18 protein-coding genes are annotated in these 20,402 nt (G+C 59.4%); 6 read left to right on the forward strand and 12 right to left on the reverse strand.

Going from position 1 to position 20,402, the window contains the following annotated elements; all coding sequences use genetic code 11:
- Positions 1 to 14 precede the first annotated feature (14 nt).
- From ACVDG9_RS05095 to ACVDG9_RS05145, 11 genes are all read right to left on the reverse strand, one after another.
- Positions 15 to 1,247, reverse strand: a complete 1,233-nt coding sequence (locus ACVDG9_RS05095; RefSeq protein ID WP_447237412.1) for a class I SAM-dependent RNA methyltransferase — start codon at positions 1,245 to 1,247, stop codon at positions 15 to 17.
- A 127-nt stretch (positions 1,248 to 1,374) separates the two neighbouring features.
- The gene (locus ACVDG9_RS05100) at positions 1,375 to 2,115 is read right to left on the reverse strand and encodes a TlyA family RNA methyltransferase (protein WP_447237413.1); all 741 of its coding nucleotides are present in this window, start codon (positions 2,113 to 2,115) and stop codon (positions 1,375 to 1,377) included.
- A gap of 7 nt (positions 2,116 to 2,122) precedes the next feature.
- A complete protein-coding gene (locus tag ACVDG9_RS05105) occupies positions 2,123 to 2,251 on the reverse strand; it encodes a hypothetical protein (RefSeq protein ID WP_447237414.1) in 129 nt (42 codons plus the stop codon).
- 33 nt (positions 2,252 to 2,284) lie between these two features.
- Positions 2,285 to 2,911, reverse strand: a complete 627-nt coding sequence (locus ACVDG9_RS05110; protein ID WP_075283310.1) for an SCO family protein — start codon at positions 2,909 to 2,911, stop codon at positions 2,285 to 2,287.
- A gap of 124 nt (positions 2,912 to 3,035) precedes the next feature.
- A complete protein-coding gene (locus tag ACVDG9_RS05115) occupies positions 3,036 to 3,554 on the reverse strand; it encodes a copper chaperone PCu(A)C (protein WP_023001863.1) in 519 nt (172 codons plus the stop codon).
- Between the two features lie 523 nt (positions 3,555 to 4,077).
- Positions 4,078 to 5,475 (reverse strand): MFS transporter, encoded by a 1,398-nt coding sequence (locus ACVDG9_RS05120; RefSeq protein ID WP_447237415.1) that lies wholly within the window; start codon positions 5,473 to 5,475, stop codon positions 4,078 to 4,080.
- Positions 5,476 to 5,700: 225 nt separating this feature from the next.
- Complete coding sequence (gene dxs, locus ACVDG9_RS05125) at positions 5,701 to 7,620, reverse strand: 1-deoxy-D-xylulose-5-phosphate synthase (RefSeq protein WP_447237416.1); 1,920 nt, start codon at positions 7,618 to 7,620, stop codon at positions 5,701 to 5,703.
- Positions 7,621 to 8,008: 388 nt separating this feature from the next.
- Positions 8,009 to 9,175, reverse strand: a complete 1,167-nt coding sequence (locus tag ACVDG9_RS05130) for a helix-turn-helix transcriptional regulator (protein ID WP_367020362.1) — start codon at positions 9,173 to 9,175, stop codon at positions 8,009 to 8,011.
- Positions 9,176 to 9,629: 454 nt separating this feature from the next.
- Positions 9,630 to 9,878, reverse strand: a complete 249-nt coding sequence (locus tag ACVDG9_RS05135) for an exodeoxyribonuclease VII small subunit (RefSeq protein WP_006933521.1) — start codon at positions 9,876 to 9,878, stop codon at positions 9,630 to 9,632.
- A gap of 139 nt (positions 9,879 to 10,017) precedes the next feature.
- The gene (locus tag ACVDG9_RS05140) at positions 10,018 to 10,947 is read right to left on the reverse strand and encodes a histone deacetylase family protein (RefSeq protein WP_031269678.1); all 930 of its coding nucleotides are present in this window, start codon (positions 10,945 to 10,947) and stop codon (positions 10,018 to 10,020) included.
- Between the two features lie 831 nt (positions 10,948 to 11,778).
- Positions 11,779 to 12,774 carry an L-threonylcarbamoyladenylate synthase gene (locus ACVDG9_RS05145; protein ID WP_168691241.1) on the reverse strand — a complete coding sequence of 332 codons (996 nt, stop codon included), beginning with the start codon at positions 12,772 to 12,774 and terminating at the stop codon, positions 11,779 to 11,781.
- 314 nt (positions 12,775 to 13,088) lie between these two features.
- Between ACVDG9_RS05145 and ACVDG9_RS05150 the strand changes: the two genes are divergently transcribed.
- From ACVDG9_RS05150 to ACVDG9_RS05160, 3 genes are all read left to right on the forward strand, one after another.
- Positions 13,089 to 14,870, forward strand: a complete 1,782-nt coding sequence (locus ACVDG9_RS05150; RefSeq protein ID WP_447237417.1) for an acyl-CoA dehydrogenase — start codon at positions 13,089 to 13,091, stop codon at positions 14,868 to 14,870.
- A 21-nt stretch (positions 14,871 to 14,891) separates the two neighbouring features.
- Entirely contained in the window at positions 14,892 to 15,635 is a 744-nt protein-coding gene (locus ACVDG9_RS05155) for a crotonase/enoyl-CoA hydratase family protein (RefSeq protein ID WP_206904754.1), read from the forward strand.
- A 73-nt stretch (positions 15,636 to 15,708) separates the two neighbouring features.
- Positions 15,709 to 16,572 (forward strand): SDR family oxidoreductase, encoded by an 864-nt coding sequence (locus ACVDG9_RS05160; protein ID WP_062490086.1) that lies wholly within the window; start codon positions 15,709 to 15,711, stop codon positions 16,570 to 16,572.
- Between the two features lie 67 nt (positions 16,573 to 16,639).
- On the opposite strand, the gene ACVDG9_RS05165 is transcribed toward ACVDG9_RS05160, so the two are convergent.
- A complete protein-coding gene (locus ACVDG9_RS05165) occupies positions 16,640 to 17,206 on the reverse strand; it encodes an NADPH-dependent FMN reductase (protein ID WP_023001853.1) in 567 nt (188 codons plus the stop codon).
- Positions 17,207 to 17,341: 135 nt separating this feature from the next.
- Between ACVDG9_RS05165 and ACVDG9_RS05170 the strand changes: the two genes are divergently transcribed.
- The 3 genes from ACVDG9_RS05170 (at position 17,342) to ACVDG9_RS05180 (ending at position 20,372) form a co-directional block, all read left to right on the forward strand.
- A complete protein-coding gene (locus tag ACVDG9_RS05170; RefSeq protein WP_296599430.1) occupies positions 17,342 to 17,752 on the forward strand; it encodes a winged helix-turn-helix transcriptional regulator in 411 nt (136 codons plus the stop codon).
- 169 nt (positions 17,753 to 17,921) lie between these two features.
- Positions 17,922 to 19,469: an ankyrin repeat domain-containing protein gene (locus ACVDG9_RS05175; protein ID WP_447237418.1), complete on the forward strand. Its 1,548-nt coding sequence runs from the start codon at positions 17,922 to 17,924 to the stop codon at positions 19,467 to 19,469.
- A gap of 96 nt (positions 19,470 to 19,565) precedes the next feature.
- Positions 19,566 to 20,372, forward strand: coding sequence for a mechanosensitive ion channel family protein (locus tag ACVDG9_RS05180; protein WP_228869550.1), 807 nt, complete (start codon positions 19,566 to 19,568; stop codon positions 20,370 to 20,372).
- Positions 20,373 to 20,402 lie beyond the last annotated feature (30 nt).

The raw sequence follows: 20,402 nt of genomic DNA on the forward strand, positions 1-20,402 counted from the left end.
GGCTCACTCCCTGATCAAGGTCTGGTCAACACCGCCACTGCTTCAATATGGGGCGAATAGTGGAACTGGTCCACCGGTGTGACGCTTTGCAGCACATAACCGCCGTCGAGCAGGATCCGCAGATCCCGGGCAAGCGTCGCCGGATTGCAGGAGACGGCAACAATCGTCTTGACCCTGGAAAGCGCCAGTTGCTCTGCCTGGGCTTGAGCGCCTGCGCGCGGCGGGTCGAAAACCACGGCGTCGTAAGGCTCCAGCTCTTCCTTCACCAGCGGCCTGCGTGACAGGTCTCGCCGTTCAAACGTCACCTTCTTCAGGCCTTGGGGTTTGCGCAGGGCCTTGTCAAAGGCGGCCAGTGCCGCAGCATCGCCTTCGACCGCATGCACATTTGCCTGTCGGCCGAGCCTGAGCGCGAATGTGCCGACACCGGAAAAGAGATCTGCAATTGTCTTGGCCTTGCCGACACCGTCAATTACCAGCTTGGAAAGCGCATGTTCCGCCACCAGTGTCGCCTGGGCAAACCCGCCGGGCGCGGCAACAATGCCGATGCCGCCCATGTCGAGCAGCGGCGGGCGCAACTCAAGAATGACTTCGCCATTGACCGAAAGCCGGGCAAGGTTCTGATCGACGACCTTTTGCGACAGGGCCGGGATCTTGCGCTCGTATCCCTTGTCGGCCTTGTCGAGAGCCACATCTAGACCGGTGGTCGTTACTAGGACGGTCATCCGCAGTTCACCCTTTTTCGGAAGCACTTCCGAGGCAAGGGACTTGAGACCAGGCAGCGCTTCAACGATGACCGGGTCCAGAACCGGGCATTCGGCGATATCGACCAGCCTGTGGCTGGCCTTTTCATGGTAACCGAGCAAGGTGTGGCGTCCGGCGCGGGTAGCCGTCAATACAGCCCGGCGCCGCCCTCCCATGGTCGCAGCTATCGTCCCGGAAACTTCGGTCTCGATGCCACGGTCGCGCAAGGCCTTTTCGACCAGCCCGCTTTTCCAGACAAGGTATGGCTCTTCCGCAAGGTGCTGTACGGAACAGCCACCGCAGGCGGAGTAATGACGGCACACGGGTTCGACCCGGTCCGGTGACGGCTTTTCGATCACAGGCTTTTGGGCGCGCCCGTCCACGACTTTCGCCCGGACGATTTCCCCGGGCAGGGCCCCGGCCACGTAGATCGGCCCGGTCTCCGTCTCGGCAACGCCGTCGCCGCGGTGACCGAGCGTGGTGATTTCAATCTCTCTCTCGCTCATGGGCGAGCGATAACGCCAAGTAGGGGTTTGGGCAAGTCTTGATCATGGGACGTGCTTTCCGCTCCCTTGATGGAAACAGGCTTTTGCGCTTTCACCAGACGTCGAAGGAGATGAAAGGCGACAGCCCTCAGTCGGCTTTCTTTCCGTAGAGCAGCCATTCCGCATTGCCGTCACCACCCTTGACCGGCGAGGGGACGAGGTCGCCTGCCTGCCAGTCGGGAACGGTGCCCAGCCAAGCTTGCAGGGATTTTGCGGTCTCTTCGGCAATTGCCGGATCGACCAGACCGCCTTTGCCGATATTGTCCTTGCCCGCCTCGAATTGCGGCTTCACCAGAAAGACGCCTTCAGCACCCGGTGCAGCCAGCGCAAGAGCGGGAGGAAGGGCAAGCTTTAGCGAGATGAAGCTGACATCCGAGACAAGCAGAGCCGGGGTGTCTCCTCCAAGGTCCTGTGAGGTCAGGTCCCGGGCGTTGAGGCCGTCGCGTGCGGCCACCTTCGGGTCTGACTTCAGACTGTCGTGCAACTGACCATGCCCGACATCGATGGCGTGGACCTTGTTGGCCCCACGTTCCAGCAGAACCTGGGTAAATCCGCCTGTGGACGCGCCGATATCGAGGCAGATCCGGCCTGCGGGGTCGACCGTGAACCGGTCGAGGCCTTCGATCAGCTTCAGCGCGGCCCGACTGACATAACCGGAAGCGGGATCTTCAACCGTGATGCTGGCGTCCGCCGAAGTCTTCTGCGCCGGTTTGGTGCATAGATGACCATCGACGCTCACCGTTCCGCGCAGGATTGCGTCACGCGCCCGTGCGCGGCTCGGAAAGACACCCGTATCGACAAGATGCTGGTCGAGGCGTTGTTTGGACATGCAGCCTTCAGAAGCAGCCGGCGATTGCCGAGATCAGGCGGTCGGCATAAACCCGCTCACCGGCGTACAGCCACAGAAACGCCGAAAGCGCGACGAGGCCCGTCGCGCCGGTGGTCAGTCCCATGAACAGCGGCATGCGCATCGTGTCCGGCTTGCTCCAGCTATCGCCTCAGGAAGAGGCAGGCGCGTTGTCGATCAGCCTGCGCAGCTTCTTCAGGGCATTTTCCTCCGCCTCACCATAGGCAATGGTTCCGACGAACTTGTTGTCGGCGCTCATCAGGTAGACGGCAGCGGAATGGTCCATCGTATAGTCGCCATCGTCAAGTGGCACCTTCTTGGAATAGACCCGATAGGCCTTCAGCATCGCATCGATCTGTTCCCGCGAACCGGTCAGCGGAACGATACGCTTGTCGAATGCCCAGACATAGTCACGCATGACTTCGGGCGTATCGCGTTCCGGATCCACAGTGACGAAAGCATAGTTGAGCTTGTCCGCATCCGGTCCGAGTTCGGCCATCCAGCCCTGAAGTTCGGAAAGCGTGGTCGGGCAGACGTCCGGACAGAAGGTGAAGCCAAAGAACATCACTGTCGGCTTGGTGGAGAAGGTCTCGTCGGTCACCGTTTCGCCGGTGCCGCTGACAAGTTCGAACGGGCCGCCAATGGCCGCAAGCGGCTCGATCAAGGCACCGGTGCCCTTGTTGCCGGCAGTCTGCTGATACACCAGAACACCGGACACGACAGCAAGCACGGCAACGGCAGCCCAGGCCACATACCGGAAGAGTTTCAAACCAGACATCGGTTTCGTCCTGCTTTGGCCAGAGCCTTCAGTGCCGGCTTCGAGACGGGCTGGCAGCTCTGACGCTTGGAAAAGAAATTGCCGGGCGTTGCCTCTTCACCGAGACAGCGCCCGCTGACGGGGCTCAGTTCTTGCCGTGATCCATCTTGCTATGGTCCATCGCACCATGCGCAGCTTCGCCATCAGGTGCTTTGGCGCCCATCTTGGCAACAGGAAGTTCAATGGCAACGTCCCCGGCCTTTTCAAAGGTCAGGACAACCGGAATGCTGGTGCCTTCTTCGAAGGATTGGTTCAGGCCCATGAACATGATGTGGAAGCCGCCCGGTTGAAGTGCAACCGTTTCGCCGGCCGGGATGTCTATGCCATTTTCCATCTTGCGCATTTTCATCACGCCGTCAGTGACTGCCATCTCGTGGATTTCCACCTTGGCGGCAACATCTGAACTGACCGCGACAAGGCGGTCTGTGTCGGTGCCGTTGTTGACGATCTCGACGAAACCGCCACCGGCCTTTGCTTTGGGCGGTGTCGCGCGGGTCCACGGTTGGGTCAGCGTCAGTTCACCAACCTTGTAGTCACTGGCAAGGGCGGACAGGGAGACAAGCGAAAGGGCGGCTGCAGCCGCAACGGATTTCCAGAGTTTCATAATGCTATTCCTTGAGGTCTGAGAAGTTGGATATTCTTTCAGATCAAGGAAGGGGGAGCCCTGATGGCAGTAGCTCTATAAGGAACGGCCAGAACAGCCTGTTGCCCTGCCGGAACACGGTCAGTGGCGGAAATCTCGGGTGACAGGTTCAGAGGGGTGAAAGCACTCGCAAGGCAGGGCGCGATAGCGCAGCCATGAGCACAGACCGGGCCGCATTGGCATGTCAGCGGGTTGTGTGGTCCAGGAAGACCTTGTTCCTGCCCGGAGGGTTGGCAGAGACTGGTAAGGCCCGCGGCAACAGCTGCGTCCGGCGTCAGCGCGCTGGCGAGAACCAGCAGAACAAACCGCATTGCAAAGGCAAGGGTTGCCAGCGCCACCAGAGGGTGGCGCTCCTGCCTTAGCTGTTGCAGCTTTGTGACGCGCGCATTCATGCTAGCGGCTATAAGCCGGTTGCAATGCCGTGTCGAGGGGCGAAACCGCGCAGGTGCATGGGCTGAGGCCTGTCACCCGCGGCGTGGCTGTGTCAGCTCTTTGGAGTTGTCTTGTCTGCAGTCGCATCCGGCGCTTCTTCCGTCGCGGCGCCTTCAGCGGACGCGTTGTTTTCTTCTGCCTCTTCATCGGATGACGATTCGAAATTGTAGATGTCGTCTTCGTAGGCGGGGAAATCTTCAGGCGCGATGACGTATTCTTCTGCTGCTGCATCCAGCGGTTCAGCCGAGATAACCGAACCGACCTGTGCCGTGGAGGCGTATTCGAAGTCGGTCTTTTCTTCCGCTGTCGGTGCCTGACGGGTCAGGACGCGGGCAAGGATGAAGATCACCATCAGGATATTCGAACCGATGATCATGATGTAGAGCCCGGACGGGCCGGTGTTGCTCATGATCATCGAGGCAGCCAGCGGCCCGATGATCGATCCGATCCCGAACGACAGCAGCATGCCGGACGACGTGGCGACAAAATCTTCCGCTGCCGCATGGTCGAAGGCGTGTGCAACCGCGATTGCATAAAGCGGTTGGACGACCATGCCCATGGCCACGGCGCTCAGTATGGCAACCGTGAAGTCCTTCGGCGAGAAGAACACGATAGCAGCCGAGACGGCAGCGGTTGCGATCCCCAGCCCTGCGATCACAAGACGCCGGTCAATGCGGTCGGACAAACGCCCAACTGGCCACTGTGCGATAAGCCCGCCACCGACGATGGCTGCCGCATAAAAGGCGGCTTCCTTGGTCGAGAGGCCGATCTGGGACCCATAGAGCGAAGACAGCGTCAGCAGGGCTCCTTGCGAACTGCCGATAAACAGCACGCCGATGAAGGCGGCAGGGGAGTTCTTGTAGAGCTTGACGGGCTGGAACCGCACCAGCGTGATCGGCGCAGGTTGGGTCGAGGTGGTCAGCGATACGGGCATCACCGCAAGGGACACCATCACCGAGGCAATCGCGAAGGGGATGAAATCGGCGATATTCATCGACGCGATCGAGATCTGGCCCAGCATCAGGGCGCCGAACAGGATGACGATGTAGAACGACATCACCGTGCCGCGGTTCTCGTTGGATGCGCTTTCGTTGAGCCAGCTCTCGACGATCATGTAGAAGCCGGCAAGGCTGAAACCGGAGATCATGCGGATGATCATCCAGGCGTAGGGATCGATGAGCACGGGATGCAGGATTGCGGCGGCCGACATCAGCGAGACAAGTGCGGCAAAGGCACGAATGTGCCCGGCCCGCATGATCACCAGAGGCGCGCCGAGACAGCCAAGCACCATGCCGAAGAAATAGGCCGAAGAGACCAGACCGATTTCGAAGTCGGTAAAGTAAAACCGTTCGGCGGCCAGCGGCAGCAGTGTCGTCTGCAGACCGTGCCCGAATATGAGCAGGGCAACGGACAACAAGAGAGCGGACACGGAAAGAAGGGTCTGAGCCATGGCTGCATCCTGACGATGGATCGCCGCAGCTCCAACAGAAGCGTCGCGGCCGGTATCGTGCTCCAGAAATAAAACAAAAGCGCCGGATTGATCCGACGCGTCTGTTTCTTTCGACCAGCCTTTTCAGGTATGGCGGCCTGTGTCAATCAGGTTTGAAACCCGCTCCCCAATCGACTTTGTCCATTGCAGCATGTCGCATGCTGGAGCCGGTAGCCTGAAGACCGGTCAGGCGCGTTGCGGCGCGCTGACGGAGGCCGTTCCGAGTGCGGTGAAGACGGTCTTCAGGATGCCGTCGCAGGTGAGGCCTGCCCGGGCATACATCAGGTCCGGCTTGTCGTGGTCGAGATAGGAATCCGGCAAGGCAAGGGCCCGCACTTTCAGTCCGTTGTCCAGCAAGCCTTCCTCGGCAAGCCGGGTCAGCACATGGCTGCCGAAACCACCGGCGGAGCCTTCTTCGATCATCACGAGAACTTCATGCTCGCGGGCAAGGCGGCGGATCATGTCCATGTCGAGCGGCTTTGCGAAGCGGGCATCAGCGACTGTGGTCGAAAGACCGGCCGCATCCAGTTCGTCCGCAGCCTTGAGGCATTCGCTCATGCGGCCACCGAAGTTGAGAAGGGCAACCTTGGTGCCCTCCCTGCGGATGACACCCTTGCCGATTTCAAGCACGCTGCCGCGTTCCGGCATCTCCAGGCCGACACCTTCGCCGCGCGGATAGCGGAAGGAGATCGGGCCTTCGTCATAGGCAACGGCAGTTGCCACCATGTGGCGCAGCTCCACTTCGTCCGAAGCCGCCATGACGACAAAGCCGGGAAGGCAGGTCAGGAAAGCGGTGTCGAAAGCGCCGGCATGGGTCGGGCCATCCGCACCAACGAGGCCTGCACGGTCAATCGGGAAACGCACCGGCAGACCCTGGATCGCCACATCGTGGACGACCTGATCATAGGCGCGCTGCAGGAATGTGGAGTAAATCGCGCAGAAGGGCTTGAAGCCTTCGGTGGCAAGACCCGCAGCAAAAGTGACCGCGTGCTGTTCGGCGATACCAACGTCGAAGGTGCGTTTCGGATAGGCTTCGCCGAACAGATCAAGGCCTGTGCCGTCCGGCATGGCAGCTGTAATCGCGACCACCTTGTCGTCCGTTTCCGCTTCCTTGATCAAGGACGTCGCAAAGACGTTGGTGTAGCTGGGCGCATTGGCCTTCGGCTTGGACTGCTTGCCGGTGACGACATCAAACTTGGCGACGCCGTGATACTTGTCCTTCGCCCCTTCGGCAGGAGCATAACCCTTGCCTTTCTGCGTGACCGCATGGATCAGGATCGGGCCATGGTGGGTGTCGCGGACATTCTTCAGAACAGGCAGCAGGTGTTCCAGGTTATGACCGTCCACCGGACCGACATAATAGAAACCTAGTTCCTCGAACAGCGTGCCGCCCGTCCAGAACCCGCGGGCATATTCTTCAGCCCGAGCCGCCTTTTCGAACATGGGTTTGGGCAGGTTCTTCACCAGGTTCTTGGCCGCATCGCGCAGGGTCTGGTAGGTCGGGCCTGAAACGAGCCTGGCCAGATAGGCGGACATGGCGCCGACCGGCGGCGCAATGGACATGTCATTGTCGTTCAGGATGACGATAAGGCGAGAGCCGAGATGGCCGGCGTTGTTCATCGCCTCGTAGGCCATGCCGGCGGACATGGCGCCGTCACCGATCACCGCTATGACATTATTGTTTCCGCCCTTCAGATCCCGTCCGGCGGCCATGCCGAGGCCTGCCGAGATCGACGTCGAGGAATGGGCTGCACCAAACGGGTCAAAGTCGCTTTCGGCGCGTTTCGTGAAGCCGGACAGGCCATCGCCTTGGCGAAGCGTGCGAATGCGGTCGCGGCGTTCCGTCAGGATCTTGTGCGGATAGCACTGGTGGCCGACGTCCCAGATGAGCTTGTCTTCCGGCGTGTTGAACACGTAGTGCAGTGCGACAGTAAGTTCCACGACGCCAAGCCCGGCGCCCAGGTGTCCGCCAGTAATCGACACGGCGTCAATCGTTTCCGCACGCAACTCTTCGGCGAGCTGCTTGAGTTCGCTTTCATCGAGCAGGCGCAGATCGGCCGGGGACTTGACCTTGTCAAGAAGCGGGGTATCGAGCTTGGAAGTCACTCTGGAGGTAGCTCCACGATTTGAAACATGGCGGGCAGGCATACACCAACCGGATATAGGGCGCAAATCGGGCAGGGGGTATGCGCCAAATTGGCCTCATGATTTCGGTCGAAAATTTACCCCGCCTTTGCCTCAAAAGACTTAAGACGGTGTTTGGCAGAAACCGTGCAATTTTTAGTGAAAATACGCGCAATCACCCCATTGGGTGATGCAAAGCATTTGGAACTGGCCTAGGGAATGGGTGTGGTCGATGGGGCCACGTGCACAGTGATCAACTGGGAGTCGTAATCCACGGCTCCATTTTTTTGTGCGTTGGTCGCTTTCCGGTTGCTGAATCAATAGTGATAGCAACTGGCTTCAACACAAAATTCTGCGTTCCTGAGTACTTTCAAAACAGGCGGGCGATCCGGTGGACGAGCCGTGCGAGTTGAAGTTGTGTGTGCGCTCCGGTCTTTTCGTATATCCGTCGCAGATGTGTTTTTGCAGTGTTCTGCGTGATGCCGAGATCCTGGATCGTGGTGCTCAGTGCGCCGGTCATGGTCAGATGCCAGGCCAGACGTGCTTCGGAATGTGAAAGTTCGTAGTGATCCTGAAGGCAAATTTCGACCTCTTCCGGAGGGTCTTTTGATGTTGTCGTGCGGATCAAAAACAAAGGTTGTGCGCAGGCGTCCGGCGGCAGGCTCGGGCACGAAATGGTCTCCAGCGACACCCGGCAGACAAGACCGCTCTCCGGTGCGGGACAAAAAAGGACGCTTGTCGGGTCTGCGATGCCGCCGTCTTCGAAAGTCGCCAGTTGTTCCTGCAGGGCAATCTCAAGGCGTCTGCTGTTGATCGCCAGGTGCCGCTGCCGACGGACGGCGATATCCAGTTCGTTCAACCTTTCCAACCCTTCTGACGTTTCGGCAAGTATCACCCGGTTAGCGTCGACAAGAACCGCAGCGCTCTCCTGTTCCAAAAGCATCAATTCCTGGAGCTGGTTTTCTAGCCGTTGTTTTTCCAGTTGGAAGTGCAGATCGAGTGCGGGCAGCAGCGCACTGACGAGGGTGTGAAAGGTCGCGCTGGCCCGGTCCGCGTCAATCCTTTCGGTGCTGTATCCTCTGAAAAGACAGCCAAACAGGACGGAAGAGTGTGCAGTGCGCCTGACTGGGGTAATCAGCCCGGGAGCATTTTTCAGCCAGTTGTCTGCCATATTCGCATCGCCGTGCGAAGTTTCCTGCGATCCGGTGGCGGGGGCGGATGTCGTCTGTCGATGGTTCGCCAGGGATGTCTTTGAATAGGGGTAGAGCGGGGAGGCTTCGGTGAGCAGGAACTCAAATGCGGAGTTGCCGCTCACCGTTTCAATGCGGCTAAAAAGGGTCGCGAGCTCTCTGGCCTGGTCTTCGCCGCCAAGGGACCTTAACGGTGTCCCGTCTCCATCGTATTCGGCAAGAAAGGTTCTGCAGTTCAGTTTGCCGTCGATGAAGTTCAGTACTGGGGGCCAACCTTCAGGTTGTAGCGGACGCTTGAGCATCCGCATAAGTAGTTCTATGTGGTCGCGTTGGCTGAGTGCCGGCATGCTCTGCTGTGTCTATTAATGATTACATTGTCGAGGCTCTGTTTTGACAATATTTTTATCAACTTATCGAATAAATTGCAATAAATCTGCCAATAGTAACCTAGGGTACGCGTGGTCGAATGATCGTTGAATAGTATGAAATTTATTATGTCAGAATATGGGTGGAACTTGGGCTTACTTCAAAATGAATACAGTGGATGCTGGCTTGTGCTGGTGGATTGGCCGCAGTTGACGCCGTCTTCTCGATAAAGGTGGCCGACACATCAACGAGGCGGCGCGCTCGCAAAGCCGGCGATATTCCGGTTGGCGATTGAGCAGCCGCTAGCCGGTCAAGACGATGAGGGATGACGTAAGCTAAAAGCGTCCGCCGGCTGAACAGGCCGCGTTTCAAGGCTGCTCTGATCGCGATTTGACGGTATTGCGTCTGGTCGAACTGGAAAATGACCTTGTCGGATTACTGCGGGTCGAGTGCTTCGGTACCGCTGGCTTCGCCATTTTGACCCAGTTGGATCTTCTCGACCTTGGCTTCCGCCGATTTCAGAAGTGTGTCGCAATGTTTGCGCAGCGCGTCACCGCGCTCGTACATGTCGATGCTTCGCTCCAGCGGCACGTTCCCTTGCTCGAGTTCCCGCACAATGGTTTCCAACTGCTTCAGCGCTTCTTCAAAGGAAAGGCCGGCAATATCGTTGGCAGCATCGGTCATCGGTCGGATCCCGTTTGTCTGGATGGCATCTGGTCTTGAGGGAAACTTGCGGTCTGAGGGCCGAAGGTCAAGGTTTCATTTGGGCCTTCAGACGGTCATCCCCGTGCTTTTCGATCTTGCCGCGCCGAAGCGGGATCGCTTAGCCCGTCATCAACGTCATGACATGGGCTGCGACCGATCGCGCCAGGCCCTCGAGATCGTATCCGCCTTCAAGGACGGAGATCAGGTGACCGTTACTATGAGCATCGGCAACGTCCATCAGCGCGCGCGTTGCCCAGGCAAAGTCGGCTTCGACAAGATTAAGGCCCCCAAGCGGGTCGCGCATGTGCGCATCGAAACCTGCGGAAATGATAACCAACTCCGGCGCGAAGTGATTGAGGCGAGGCAGCAGCAGGACTTCGAACGCTTCCTTGAAGCCGGTTCCATCCTCCCCCGGGGCCAGAGGTGCATTTACGATCGTGTTGGCTTCTCCGGTCTCCGAGGCGGCTCCTGAGCCCGGATAGAGCGGCATCTGGTGGGTGGAGCAATACATTACCGTGGGATCGTCCCAGAAAATGTCCTGCGTGCCGTTGCCGTGGTGAACGTCGAAATCGACGATGGCCACTCGCTCCAGTCCGAACTTTGCCTGCGCATAACGCGCGGCGACCGCTGCGTTGTTGAAGAAGCAGAAGCCCATGGCGCGGTCTTTTTCAGCGTGGTGGCCCGGTGGGCGCGAGGCGGAAAAGGCGTTGTTGACCTTTTTCGTCAAGACCTCGTCGACGGCACGGCATGCACCGCCAACGCCGCGAAGCGCTGCTTCCCAGGTGCCGGGCGACATGGTGGTGTCCGCATCAACCCGGGCTGTTCCTTCCGCCGGCGCGAGCCGGTGGATCTGGTCGACGTAGCTCATCGGGTGGGCGCGGGCGATGTCCTCAACGGTTCCCATGGGGGCAAGGTCGCGTTCCACGGACTGGAATTTTTCGTGCTCCAGGATCCTGTCGATCGCCCGGATCCGGTCCGGTCGCTCCGGATGCCCCACGGGTGTCAGGTGGTCGAGATAGGACGAATGATGCAGAAGCAAGGTAGACAAGGGGGCGTTTCCGGAAGGTCGATTGTTATCTTTTGTCGGCTCTGCATCAGAACGGTTGCCGGACAGGCTGTCAATTCCCGCATTGGAATAACGACTGCGGCAAAATTGGTGAGCCGCGGAAAGGGAAGCCGGGAGTTCGGGCGGGCATTTTAGAAAGTCAGGTCAGGCTGAACTTGGACCCCGATACCGGTTCCACATGTGGCTTGTCCCGCATCGCGGGAGAGGTGGCTTAAGTCTGAGCTGGGAATTCTCTTGAACTTCGCTTGAAAACTTTCGCCACCGCGTTGAGCGCGTTTGAGGCAGGTGTCGTACACGAGGCAGCTGACTGGGCGAGTGTCGCACGCGTCCCGGTGTGCCGGCTTCAACTTCGGCTGATCGGACTTGGGTCATGGAAAAGGAGGGTCAAAAAAAGGGGCCGGCTCTTTGCCGGCCCTTACCGAGGTGCGAGCACCGCAATGCCCGAGGGGAGGTCCGCTGCATCTCAAATCTGATTCTTAAACTACGTGATTCCAGTAAGGGAATGCGAGCTTTTTACCGTAATCCATTTGGGGCATGGTGTTGATAAGTTTGCAGTAGAGGGTCGTATCTCGATAGATATTGTATGATTTGCTTAACCAAAATCGAGTTGCGAACGCGACGGTTGCTTGTCCGTTAAAGCGGAAACTTACGTCTCTTTTCGGTTAACTTAAGGCGATCCGGATTCAGCTTGAATTTTAGCGCCTGCTTCCGAGTTGCTGTTTTTTAAGGCCTTTTGTTTTGGTGCCGAAGAATGCGCCAAAACATTGCCGGATGAATTTAGCCGGCTCATTCCATCGCTAGCGTTGGTCGGGGTCAGTCGCGTGGTGCTGCCGCACGGCGCAGCCGATCGTTGATCGCTTCGCCCAATCCAAAGCTGGGGATAAACTGCACCTTGATGACGCGGACACCCTTGGCGTCCAGAAATCGCATGGCGCGAAACAGATTTGCGGCAGCTTCGGCAAGGTCGCCTGCCGGGCTCAGGTTGAATTCAGCCTGTGCACGATCAGCTCCTGGCAAACGATCGGCCCCGAAGGAGAGCAGTCCGTCTGCGGCGTTCACCTCGCTGGCGTTCAGTATCATCGCAGCGTCGGGGGCATAGTGAGACGTCAACATACCGGGGGCCGCGGGAGCGTCCGGCCGCATGTCGGGGCTGGCGCCTTGCAGCGATTGGCCAAGTACGCGTTCGATGTCCTCGCGGGCAAGGCCGCCTGGCCGCAACAGGCGCGGTGTGCCGTCAACCAGGCCGACAATGGTGGATTCTATACCGACGGCACAAGCGCCCGCATCAATGACGAAGCTGAGCGAAGGGCCGAGATCGGCAACGACGTCTTCTGCGCGCGTCGGACTGATCTTGCCTGAGCGGTTTGCGCTTGGCGCCGCGAGAGGCCTGCCGGTCTTTTCTGCCAGAAATCGCATCACCGGACCGACCGGCACCCGAAGCGCAACAGTCTGAAGTCCGGCAGTGGCCAGATCGGAAATCGGGGAGGCCGGGCGTTTGGGCACGACCAGCGTCAAGGGGCCGGGCCAGAAGGCTTCAGCCAGTGCAAGTGCGCGTTCGTCGAAAACACCATGTTCCAGTGCTGCATCCAGCGTCTGGACGTGGGAGATGAGCGGATTGAACTGGGGCCTGCCCTTGGCGGCAAAAATCTTCGCACAGGCCGTGCCGTTGGTGGCATCGGCGGCAAGGCCGTAAACGGTTTCGGTCGGCACCGCCACAAGGTCACCCGCCATCAGCGCAGCGCACACCGCATCTGCTTCAGGCGCTTCCTTCCAGTCAGGTGCCGCGATGTCGAGCGTCCAAGTCCGCATGTGCCTCACTCGCTTGCGTATCCGGCAGCCGAGAGCTGCCCGGATGTGCGAAGATTTCGGTTCCGACTGTTACGGTACAATGAGTTCCGGAAGGGCTCGAGCCGACCGGACATGTCATTTCCGCAATTGACCAAAAAGACGATGACCTGCCGCAGCGATACGGGTTGACGTTAACGTCAACGGGTCTATTGTCCTTTCAAACCGCTGTCGATAGCGCCTTTTGCGGAGTAGCCTTGCCGCCGTCAAGCTCGGAACAGCGAAAACCGCCATCCGGCGGCAAGAATCGAAAGCCAATTGGTTTTGGGAGGACCTGAATGTATCGCGCACCCGTCGATGAGATTGCCTTCACTCTGAAACATGTCTGCGGTCTGTCCGACCTGCAAAAGAGTGCCCGTCATGCCGAACTCGGCGACGATCTTGTCGATGCCATCCTGACCGAGGCGGGCCGGTTCGCCGCCGAGGAAATCGCGCCTCTCAATGCAGTTGCCGACAAGCACGGCACACCGCTTGCCGATGGCAAGGTGTCTACTCCTCCGGGGTGGCGCGAAGCGTATCATGCATGGATCGAGGGCGGATGGAACAGCCTGACTGCCGATCCGGAGTCCGGCGGCCAGGGCCTGCCGGTCATGATGTCGGCGGCGGCGCTGGAAATGTGGAACTCCGGCTCAATGGCATTCGCCATCGGACCGACCCTGACCATCGGCGCGATCGAGGCGATGGAAAAACATGCTTCGGAAGAGCTCAAGGCCAAATACCTGGAGAAGCTGGTTTCCGGCGAGTGGATGGGCACCATGAACCTGACCGAACCGCAGGCAGGTTCGGATCTGAACGCGCTCAAGGCAAAGGCCGAGCGTCGGGACGACGGCACTTACCGCATCTTCGGCCAGAAGATTTTCATTACCTACGGCGACCACGATCTTACCGACAACATCGTCCACATGGTGCTGGCGCGCCTGCCGGATGCGCCAGCAGGCACCAAGGGCATTTCGCTGTTCCTTGTGCCGAAGTTCCTGGTCAACGACGACGGTTCCTTGGGCGAGCACAACGACGTAAAGGTGGCCGGTGTCGAACACAAGATGGGCATTCACGGTTCGCCCACCTGCACCATGGTCTATGGCGACGAGGGCGGTGCCATCGGCTGGCTGGTCGGTGAGGAAAATCGCGGTCTGGCCTGCATGTTCACGATGATGAACAACGCTCGCCTTGCGGTCGGTATTCAGGGGCTTGGTGTGGCCGAGCGCGCTTATCAGCATGCGCTTGCCTACGCGCTGGAGCGCAAGCAGGGCAGGGCTCCCGGCGAGACCGGCGAAGGCATGAGCCCGATTGCCCGCCATCCGGATATCAAACGCATGCTGCTGGGCATGAAGGCGCGCACGCAGGTTGCCCGCGCCATCTGTTACGCCTGTGCCCACGCCATCGACATGTCGAAGATTGCCGAAGACGAAGCTGGCAAGACCTTCTGGAACGAGCGTGCAAGCCTGCTGACGCCGATCGCCAAGGCGCTGCCGACCGACTTCGGCGTCGAGGTCGCTTCACTGGGTATTCAGATACACGGCGGCATGGGCTTCATCGAGGAAACCGGCGCCGCACAACATCTGCGCGACGCCCGCATCGCCCCGATTTATGAAGGCACCAACGGAATCCAGTCCATCGACCTGGTCATGCGCAAGTTGCCGCTGTCCGGCGGTGAGCACATCAAGGGCTTTATCGCGGAACTGCAAACGGTGGCCGACGAGGTTGCTGCCTCCAACCGCCCGGAATTCGGTGCCGCCGCGGATCGGCTCTCGGCCAGTATCCGGGATCTTGAGGACGCAACAAGCTTCATGCTGAGCGCGCAGGCGGACGGCAGGGTCGGCGATGCCCTGGCCGGGGCGACGCCCTATCTGCGACTGGCCGGGCTGACCCTGGGCGGCGCCTTGCTTGCCAAGGGTGCGCTTGCCTCGACAGGTGAACCGGCACAGCGGCTGTCAGAACGTACTCTGCTTGCCCGCAGTTTCTGTGAAACCACTATGGGGGAAACCGCCGGTTTGAAGTCGGATATTCTTCTGTCCGCCGAAGCCATTCAGGCGTTCGACGCCGAAGCCCTGGCGTCCTGAACCGCCTGATCGGAGTAGATGATGATCCGCAAGTCCCTTGAAGACGGTGTCCAGACCCTGCGTCTGGACCGGCCGGAAAAGAAGAACGCCCTGACCGGGCAGATGTACAGTGATCTCGCCGAAGCTCTGGAAACAGGCAACACGGACGCGGATATTCGCTGTCATCTGATCTGCGGCCTGCCGGAAGTTTTTACCGCCGGCAACGATATTGGCGACTTCCTGCAATACGCCGGCAAGACCGGACTTGGTGAAACACCGGTCGTCCGGTTCCTGAGGGCTCTGGTTCGCAACGAAAAGCCTTTGGTTGCCTCGATAGACGGTATCGCCATCGGTGTCGGCACGACCTTGTTGATGCATTGCGACATGGTGTTTGCCAGCCCGCGCGCCCTCATCCGTTCCCCCTTCGTCGATCTTGGGCTTGTTCCGGAGGCGGGGTCCAGCCTTCTCGGACCACAGATCATGGGGCCGGCCCGGGCCTTTGAGCTGCTCTGCCTCGGCAACGCCTTTTCGGCCGAAAAGGCGGCACAGGCCGGACTGGTAAACGAGGTTGTCGAAGGTGACGTCGACGCGGCAGCACTTGCCTGCGCGAAGGAAATCGCCGCAAAGCCGCCCGAAGCAATGGCGCTTTCCAGAAAGCTTCTGCGCGGCGACACAGCTCAGCTTTCCGAGCGCGTAGAGGAAGAAATAAGGATCTTCGCCAGCAGGCTGAGTGCGCCGGAAACCATAGCTGCCTTCCAGGCTTTCATGACGAAAAAGAAGGCCTGAGCCACGTTTGCTCGGATGAGAGAATTTCAGACCGCAAGGTTGTCGCCGGAGAGCGGCTTACGGAGGAACCACCATGTCCCTGAAGGGCAAGACACTTTTCATCACTGGCGCATCGCGCGGGATCGGCAAGGCTATTGCGCTGCGGGCCGCGCGTGACGGAGCCAACGTTGCCGTTGCCGCCAAAACCGCCGAGCCACATCCCAAACTGGAAGGAACGATCTATTCCGCTGCCGAAGAGATCGAGGCGGCAGGTGGCAAGGCACTGCCGGTGCTGCTCGACGTGCGCGACGACGAAGCGGTCAAGGAAGCAATGGACAAGACCGCGGCACATTTCGGCGGGCTCGACATTCTGGTCAACAACGCCAGTGCCATTCAACTGACCCCGCTGCAGCAGACCGACATGAAGCGGTTCGATCTGATGCACCAGATCAACACCCGTGGAACGCTTGCCTGTTCCAAACATGCCATCGAACATCTGAAACAGTCCGACAACCCGCATATCCTGATGCTGTCGCCGCCGCTGGACATGCAGGAGAAATGGTTCGCGCCCTTCACGCCCTATTCGATCGCCAAATACGGAATGAGCCTGGTGGTGCTGGGGCTGGCAGGCGAGCTGCGCTCCAAGGGGATTGCGGTCAACGCGCTATGGCCACGCACGACCATCGCGACGGCGGCGATCAAGAACATCATCGGTGGTGACAAGATGATGCAGCAGAGCCGGACGCCGGACATTCTGGCCGATGCAGCCTATGAGATCTTCACCACACCGTCGAAGGAATTTACCGGACAATTCGTCATTGACGATACGTTCCTGGCCAGTCGCGGTGTCACCGATTTCGACAAGTATCGGGTGGACCCGAGCCTGGCACTGGCACCTGATTTCTTCGTACCTGACGAGAGCAAGGCGCCGTGCGACCTGGGGCCGGTCAAGAAGTAGAACCTGGTCTTCCAGACTGTTCAGAAGATCTAGGGGCCGCCGGATGTCGATCCGGCGGCCTTGTCATTTAACCGCGCATGGTTTTCAGGGCGGTCGCCCACTTGGTCAGCTCGCCCAGAAGCTGGGTGGCGCCTTCGCTCATCTTGTCGTTCGGCGTGAAGACGCTTTCATCGTTGATGAATTCCGGGAAGAAGGGAACCGGAACCACCTGCGGCAGAGCCATCACGTTGACGTTGCCGAGCAGCTCGCGCAGCGTCTGCGACGCGCGCAGGCCACCGGAAATCCCGCCGTAGCTGATGATGCCGGCCGGTTTGTAGTTCCATTCGCGGTAAAGCACCTGAACGGCATTCACCAGCGATGCCGGCGTGAAATAGTCGTATTCCGGGGTCAGGAACAGGAACGCGTCTGCGTCGGCGACAATGCTGCTCCAGCGCTTGGTGTGGTCGTGGGTGTATTGCTGGGCAGCCGGATGCGCCGGCTCGTCCAGAAGCGGCAGGTTGATGTCGGCGAGATCGATGCTTTCCACCTCGAAGCCGCCATGCGCTTCGGCGGCACTGGCTGCCCATTTCGCGATCGTCGGCCCGACGCGGCCAGGCCGGGTCGACCCGGAGATGATCTTCAGTTTCAGCGACATGATGAATTCCTTGAGAAACAAAAGCTTGGGAGGAGTATCCAGACGATACCTTGGTATACGTTGGATACTGGTATGAAATGATGTAAGACTGAGCCGGCCGCAAGACGGCACTTTTTGGAAACCGAGGTATCCTTGATGAAACCGCTGGTAAAACCCGTCGAAGAGCTGCCGCGTGAACAGTTGCCGCACCACGAGGATCCGCGCTGCGTGCCGGTACGAAGACTGCTGCAAACTGTCGGCAGCAAATGGTGCAGCCTGGTGGTTGCCCATCTTGAATATGAGCCGCGCCGGTTTTCCGATCTCAAGCGGTCGATTGGCGGCGTGACCCAGAAATCCCTGACAGCGACCTTACGGGAACTTGAAAAGGACGGCCTGGTCAACCGCGTCGTGACCCCCAGCATTCCCCCGCGTGTCGACTATTCACTGACGCCGCTCGGCCGGACACTTCTGGTACCGCTGAAAGCGCTCACCAACTGGGCGATCGAGAACGAAGCCGCTGTCTCCTCGGCTCGCGAACGGTTCGAGAGGGAGAACGGTCCGGACTGACCTCCGGGGTTGCAATCCGTTGTGTCCTCATGCAATTTGGCGTCGCCGACGAGGGCGGCTGCCGGATCCGCGGAAAGCGAAAGCACCCTGACTTCTGACGCATATGCCGGTTTTTCACCTGCGCCCGACACCAGCGGATCGCCCGGGCTTTCGACACAGGAGAAAAGCCATGTCCGCAGGACTTGCAACTTCCCTCGACGACTTCAAGAAATCCGCACGCCGTCTCAGAAAAGCCTTTCTGAAAGGCGAGGCGGGAGCCACTGAACGTGTATCCGCCCACGTAGACCCGGCAAAGCCCCTTCGCCACGCGGATTTTCTTCATGTGATTGCCCGTGAAGCCGGTCATGACAACTGGCCGAAGCTGAAATTCACCCTCGAAGCAGCATCCCTGAGCAGGGAAGAGCGGGCAGAGCGTTTGAAACAGGCGCTCTATTTCGGCCAGCATTGGGTTACGGAAAAACTGCTTGCCGATGACCCGACGCTGAAAGACGACAATTTCGGTCTTCAGGTTGCCCTTTGCGACCTCGACGCCGTTCGCGGGGTGGTGGCAGCGGACGCTGCAGCCGCCACGCGCCTGGTCGGTGTGCGCTCGCCGATCCTGCATCTGGCATTTTCGAAGGAAATACATCGGCGTCCGGAACGGGCGGCAGACATGATCGCCATTGCCGAACTGTTGGTCGCCAACGGAGCGGACGTGAATGACGGTTACCCGGAAAGGCCGGGCGACAAACACATGCTGTCCGCACTCTACGGCGCGTTGTGTCACGCGGATAATTTCGGACTTGGCCGTTGGTTGCTGGAACAGGGAGCCAGTCCCAACGACAACGAAAGCCTCTACCACGCCACCGAGCTTGAGCATCCGCGTGCGCTCGAACTCCTCCTGAAGCATGGCGCGCAGCCGGATGGGACCAATGCCTTGCCGCGCGCGCTCGACTTTGACGATGAAATCAAGGTCCGTCTGCTTCTGGAAGCCGGAGCCGATCCGAACATCACCGTACCGGACCATCCGAGCGGCCAGCCCATGAACACGATTCCTTCCCTGCATCAGGCAGCCCGGCGCGGTTGCTCGGTGAAGATTGTCGAGCTGTTGCTTGCCCATGGCGCTGATCCGGACACGGTTTGGGACGGCCATACCGGATACGCCATGGCGTTGATTTACGGCAATCTGCCGGTCGCCAAATACCTGGTGGAGAAAGGTCATGCGCACAAGCTGGACCGGAACGAACAGGTTCTGGCCGCCTGCGCCGAGGGAAAGACAAATCCGGGTAGTCTCGATACTGCGCGTCTGAGCAAGGAAGACAAAAGCCTGCTGACGCGGCTCGCCTTCATTCCAGGCAAGCTGGAACACATGAAGGCGCTGATTGCGGCCGGACTGGACCCGAATGAGCCCGACGACATGGGGCTGCCACCATTGCAGGTGGCAGGCTGGAACGGCCTTGCGGATGAAATGGCCTATTTCCTCTCGCTTGGACCGGATCTTACCCACAAGAACCGCTTTGGCGGCGACGCACTCGACACTGTCGTCCACGGTTCGGAATTTGCCCCGAAACGCCGTGAAGCCGATCATATTGCCTGTGCACGTCTGCTGCTTGAAGCCGGCAGCTTGCTTGATCCGCGCTACATCAGCGGATGCGGCAACGAGGAAATGGCACAGTTTCTCGAGGATTGGCTTGCCGGCTCAGCCGATGAAGCCGGCTCCCCGGCAATATTCCGGTAAGTTACAGCAATCTCAGGGTGCATTGCTGGCCAGTGCCCAAATCTGCTGTTAGTACTTCCACGTATTCAAGTGATTGTACGGGAACGGAGGGACTTCATGGAAAGCGCAATCGACCAGGTGAGTGTCTATACGCCACTGATCATCAACGCAGTGAAAGCCATCATCGTTCTGGTGATCGGCTGGTTTCTGGCCGGTTTCCTGTCGAGCATCGTCAAGAGCAGGATCGTGGCTCACCCGCGCATCGACGACACGATCGGCAGCTTTGCCGCATCCATCGTTCGCTGGCTCATCCTGCTCATCACGGTTATCGCGGTTCTGCAGCTCTTCGGCATTCAGGCCACCAGTCTCGTTGCCGTGCTGGGCGCCGGTACACTGGCCATCGGCCTGGCGTTGCAGGGAACATTGAGCGACATCGCCGCAGGCGTGATGCTGATCATCTTCCGGCCCTACAAGATGGGCCAATATGTTGATATCGGCGGAACGTCCGGAACGGTGAAGGATCTCAACATCTTCGTCACCGAGCTTGTGACGCCGGACAACGTTCAGATCATCATGCCGAACGGCAAGGCCTGGGGCACGGTCATCACCAATTTCTCGGCGCATTCCACCCGGCGTCTCGATCTGACCTTCGGCATCGACTATGATGACGATATCGACAAGGCAGTGCAGATCATTCTCGATGTCGCCAACGCGGACGAGCGCGTTCACAAGGATCCGGAGCCCTGGGTCCGGTTGACCAATCTGGGAGACAGTTCGGTCGATCTTGGCGTCAGGCTATGGTGTGATGCCGGAAACTACTGGGAACTGAAGTTCCACATGCTGAAGTCGGTCAAGGAAGCGTTTGATGCCGGTGGCATCTCCATTCCTTATCCGCATTCGGTCGAAATTCAGAAAGCTGGATAATACGGCGAACAATCGCCGCAGCGGAACTTC

Source organism: Roseibium sp. RP-7 (assembly GCF_053005225.1).

Bases quoted from the DNA above. Each gene is read 5' to 3' on its own strand.
- ACVDG9_RS05095 (WP_447237412.1), bottom strand. From the start codon at position 1,247: ATGAGCGAGAGAGAGATTGAAATCACCACGCTCGGTCACCGCGGCGAC.
- ACVDG9_RS05100 (WP_447237413.1), bottom strand. From the start codon at position 2,115: ATGTCCAAACAACGCCTCGACCAGCATCTTGTCGATACGGGTGTCTTT.
- ACVDG9_RS05105 (WP_447237414.1), bottom strand. From the start codon at position 2,251: ATGCCGCTGTTCATGGGACTGACCACCGGCGCGACGGGCCTCGTCGCG.
- ACVDG9_RS05110 (WP_075283310.1), bottom strand. From the start codon at position 2,911: ATGTCTGGTTTGAAACTCTTCCGGTATGTGGCCTGGGCTGCCGTTGCC.
- ACVDG9_RS05115 (WP_023001863.1), bottom strand. From the start codon at position 3,554: ATGAAACTCTGGAAATCCGTTGCGGCTGCAGCCGCCCTTTCGCTTGTC.
- ACVDG9_RS05120 (WP_447237415.1), bottom strand. From the start codon at position 5,475: ATGGCTCAGACCCTTCTTTCCGTGTCCGCTCTCTTGTTGTCCGTTGCC.
- ACVDG9_RS05130 (WP_367020362.1), bottom strand. From the start codon at position 9,175: ATGCCGGCACTCAGCCAACGCGACCACATAGAACTACTTATGCGGATG.
- ACVDG9_RS05135 (WP_006933521.1), bottom strand. From the start codon at position 9,878: ATGACCGATGCTGCCAACGATATTGCCGGCCTTTCCTTTGAAGAAGCG.
- ACVDG9_RS05145 (WP_168691241.1), bottom strand. From the start codon at position 12,774: ATGCGGACTTGGACGCTCGACATCGCGGCACCTGACTGGAAGGAAGCG.
- ACVDG9_RS05150 (WP_447237417.1), top strand. From the start codon at position 13,089: ATGTATCGCGCACCCGTCGATGAGATTGCCTTCACTCTGAAACATGTC.
- ACVDG9_RS05155 (WP_206904754.1), top strand. From the start codon at position 14,892: ATGATCCGCAAGTCCCTTGAAGACGGTGTCCAGACCCTGCGTCTGGAC.
- ACVDG9_RS05160 (WP_062490086.1), top strand. From the start codon at position 15,709: ATGTCCCTGAAGGGCAAGACACTTTTCATCACTGGCGCATCGCGCGGG.
- ACVDG9_RS05165 (WP_023001853.1), bottom strand. From the start codon at position 17,206: ATGTCGCTGAAACTGAAGATCATCTCCGGGTCGACCCGGCCTGGCCGC.
- ACVDG9_RS05170 (WP_296599430.1), top strand. From the start codon at position 17,342: ATGAAACCGCTGGTAAAACCCGTCGAAGAGCTGCCGCGTGAACAGTTG.
- ACVDG9_RS05175 (WP_447237418.1), top strand. From the start codon at position 17,922: ATGTCCGCAGGACTTGCAACTTCCCTCGACGACTTCAAGAAATCCGCA.
- ACVDG9_RS05180 (WP_228869550.1), top strand. From the start codon at position 19,566: ATGGAAAGCGCAATCGACCAGGTGAGTGTCTATACGCCACTGATCATC.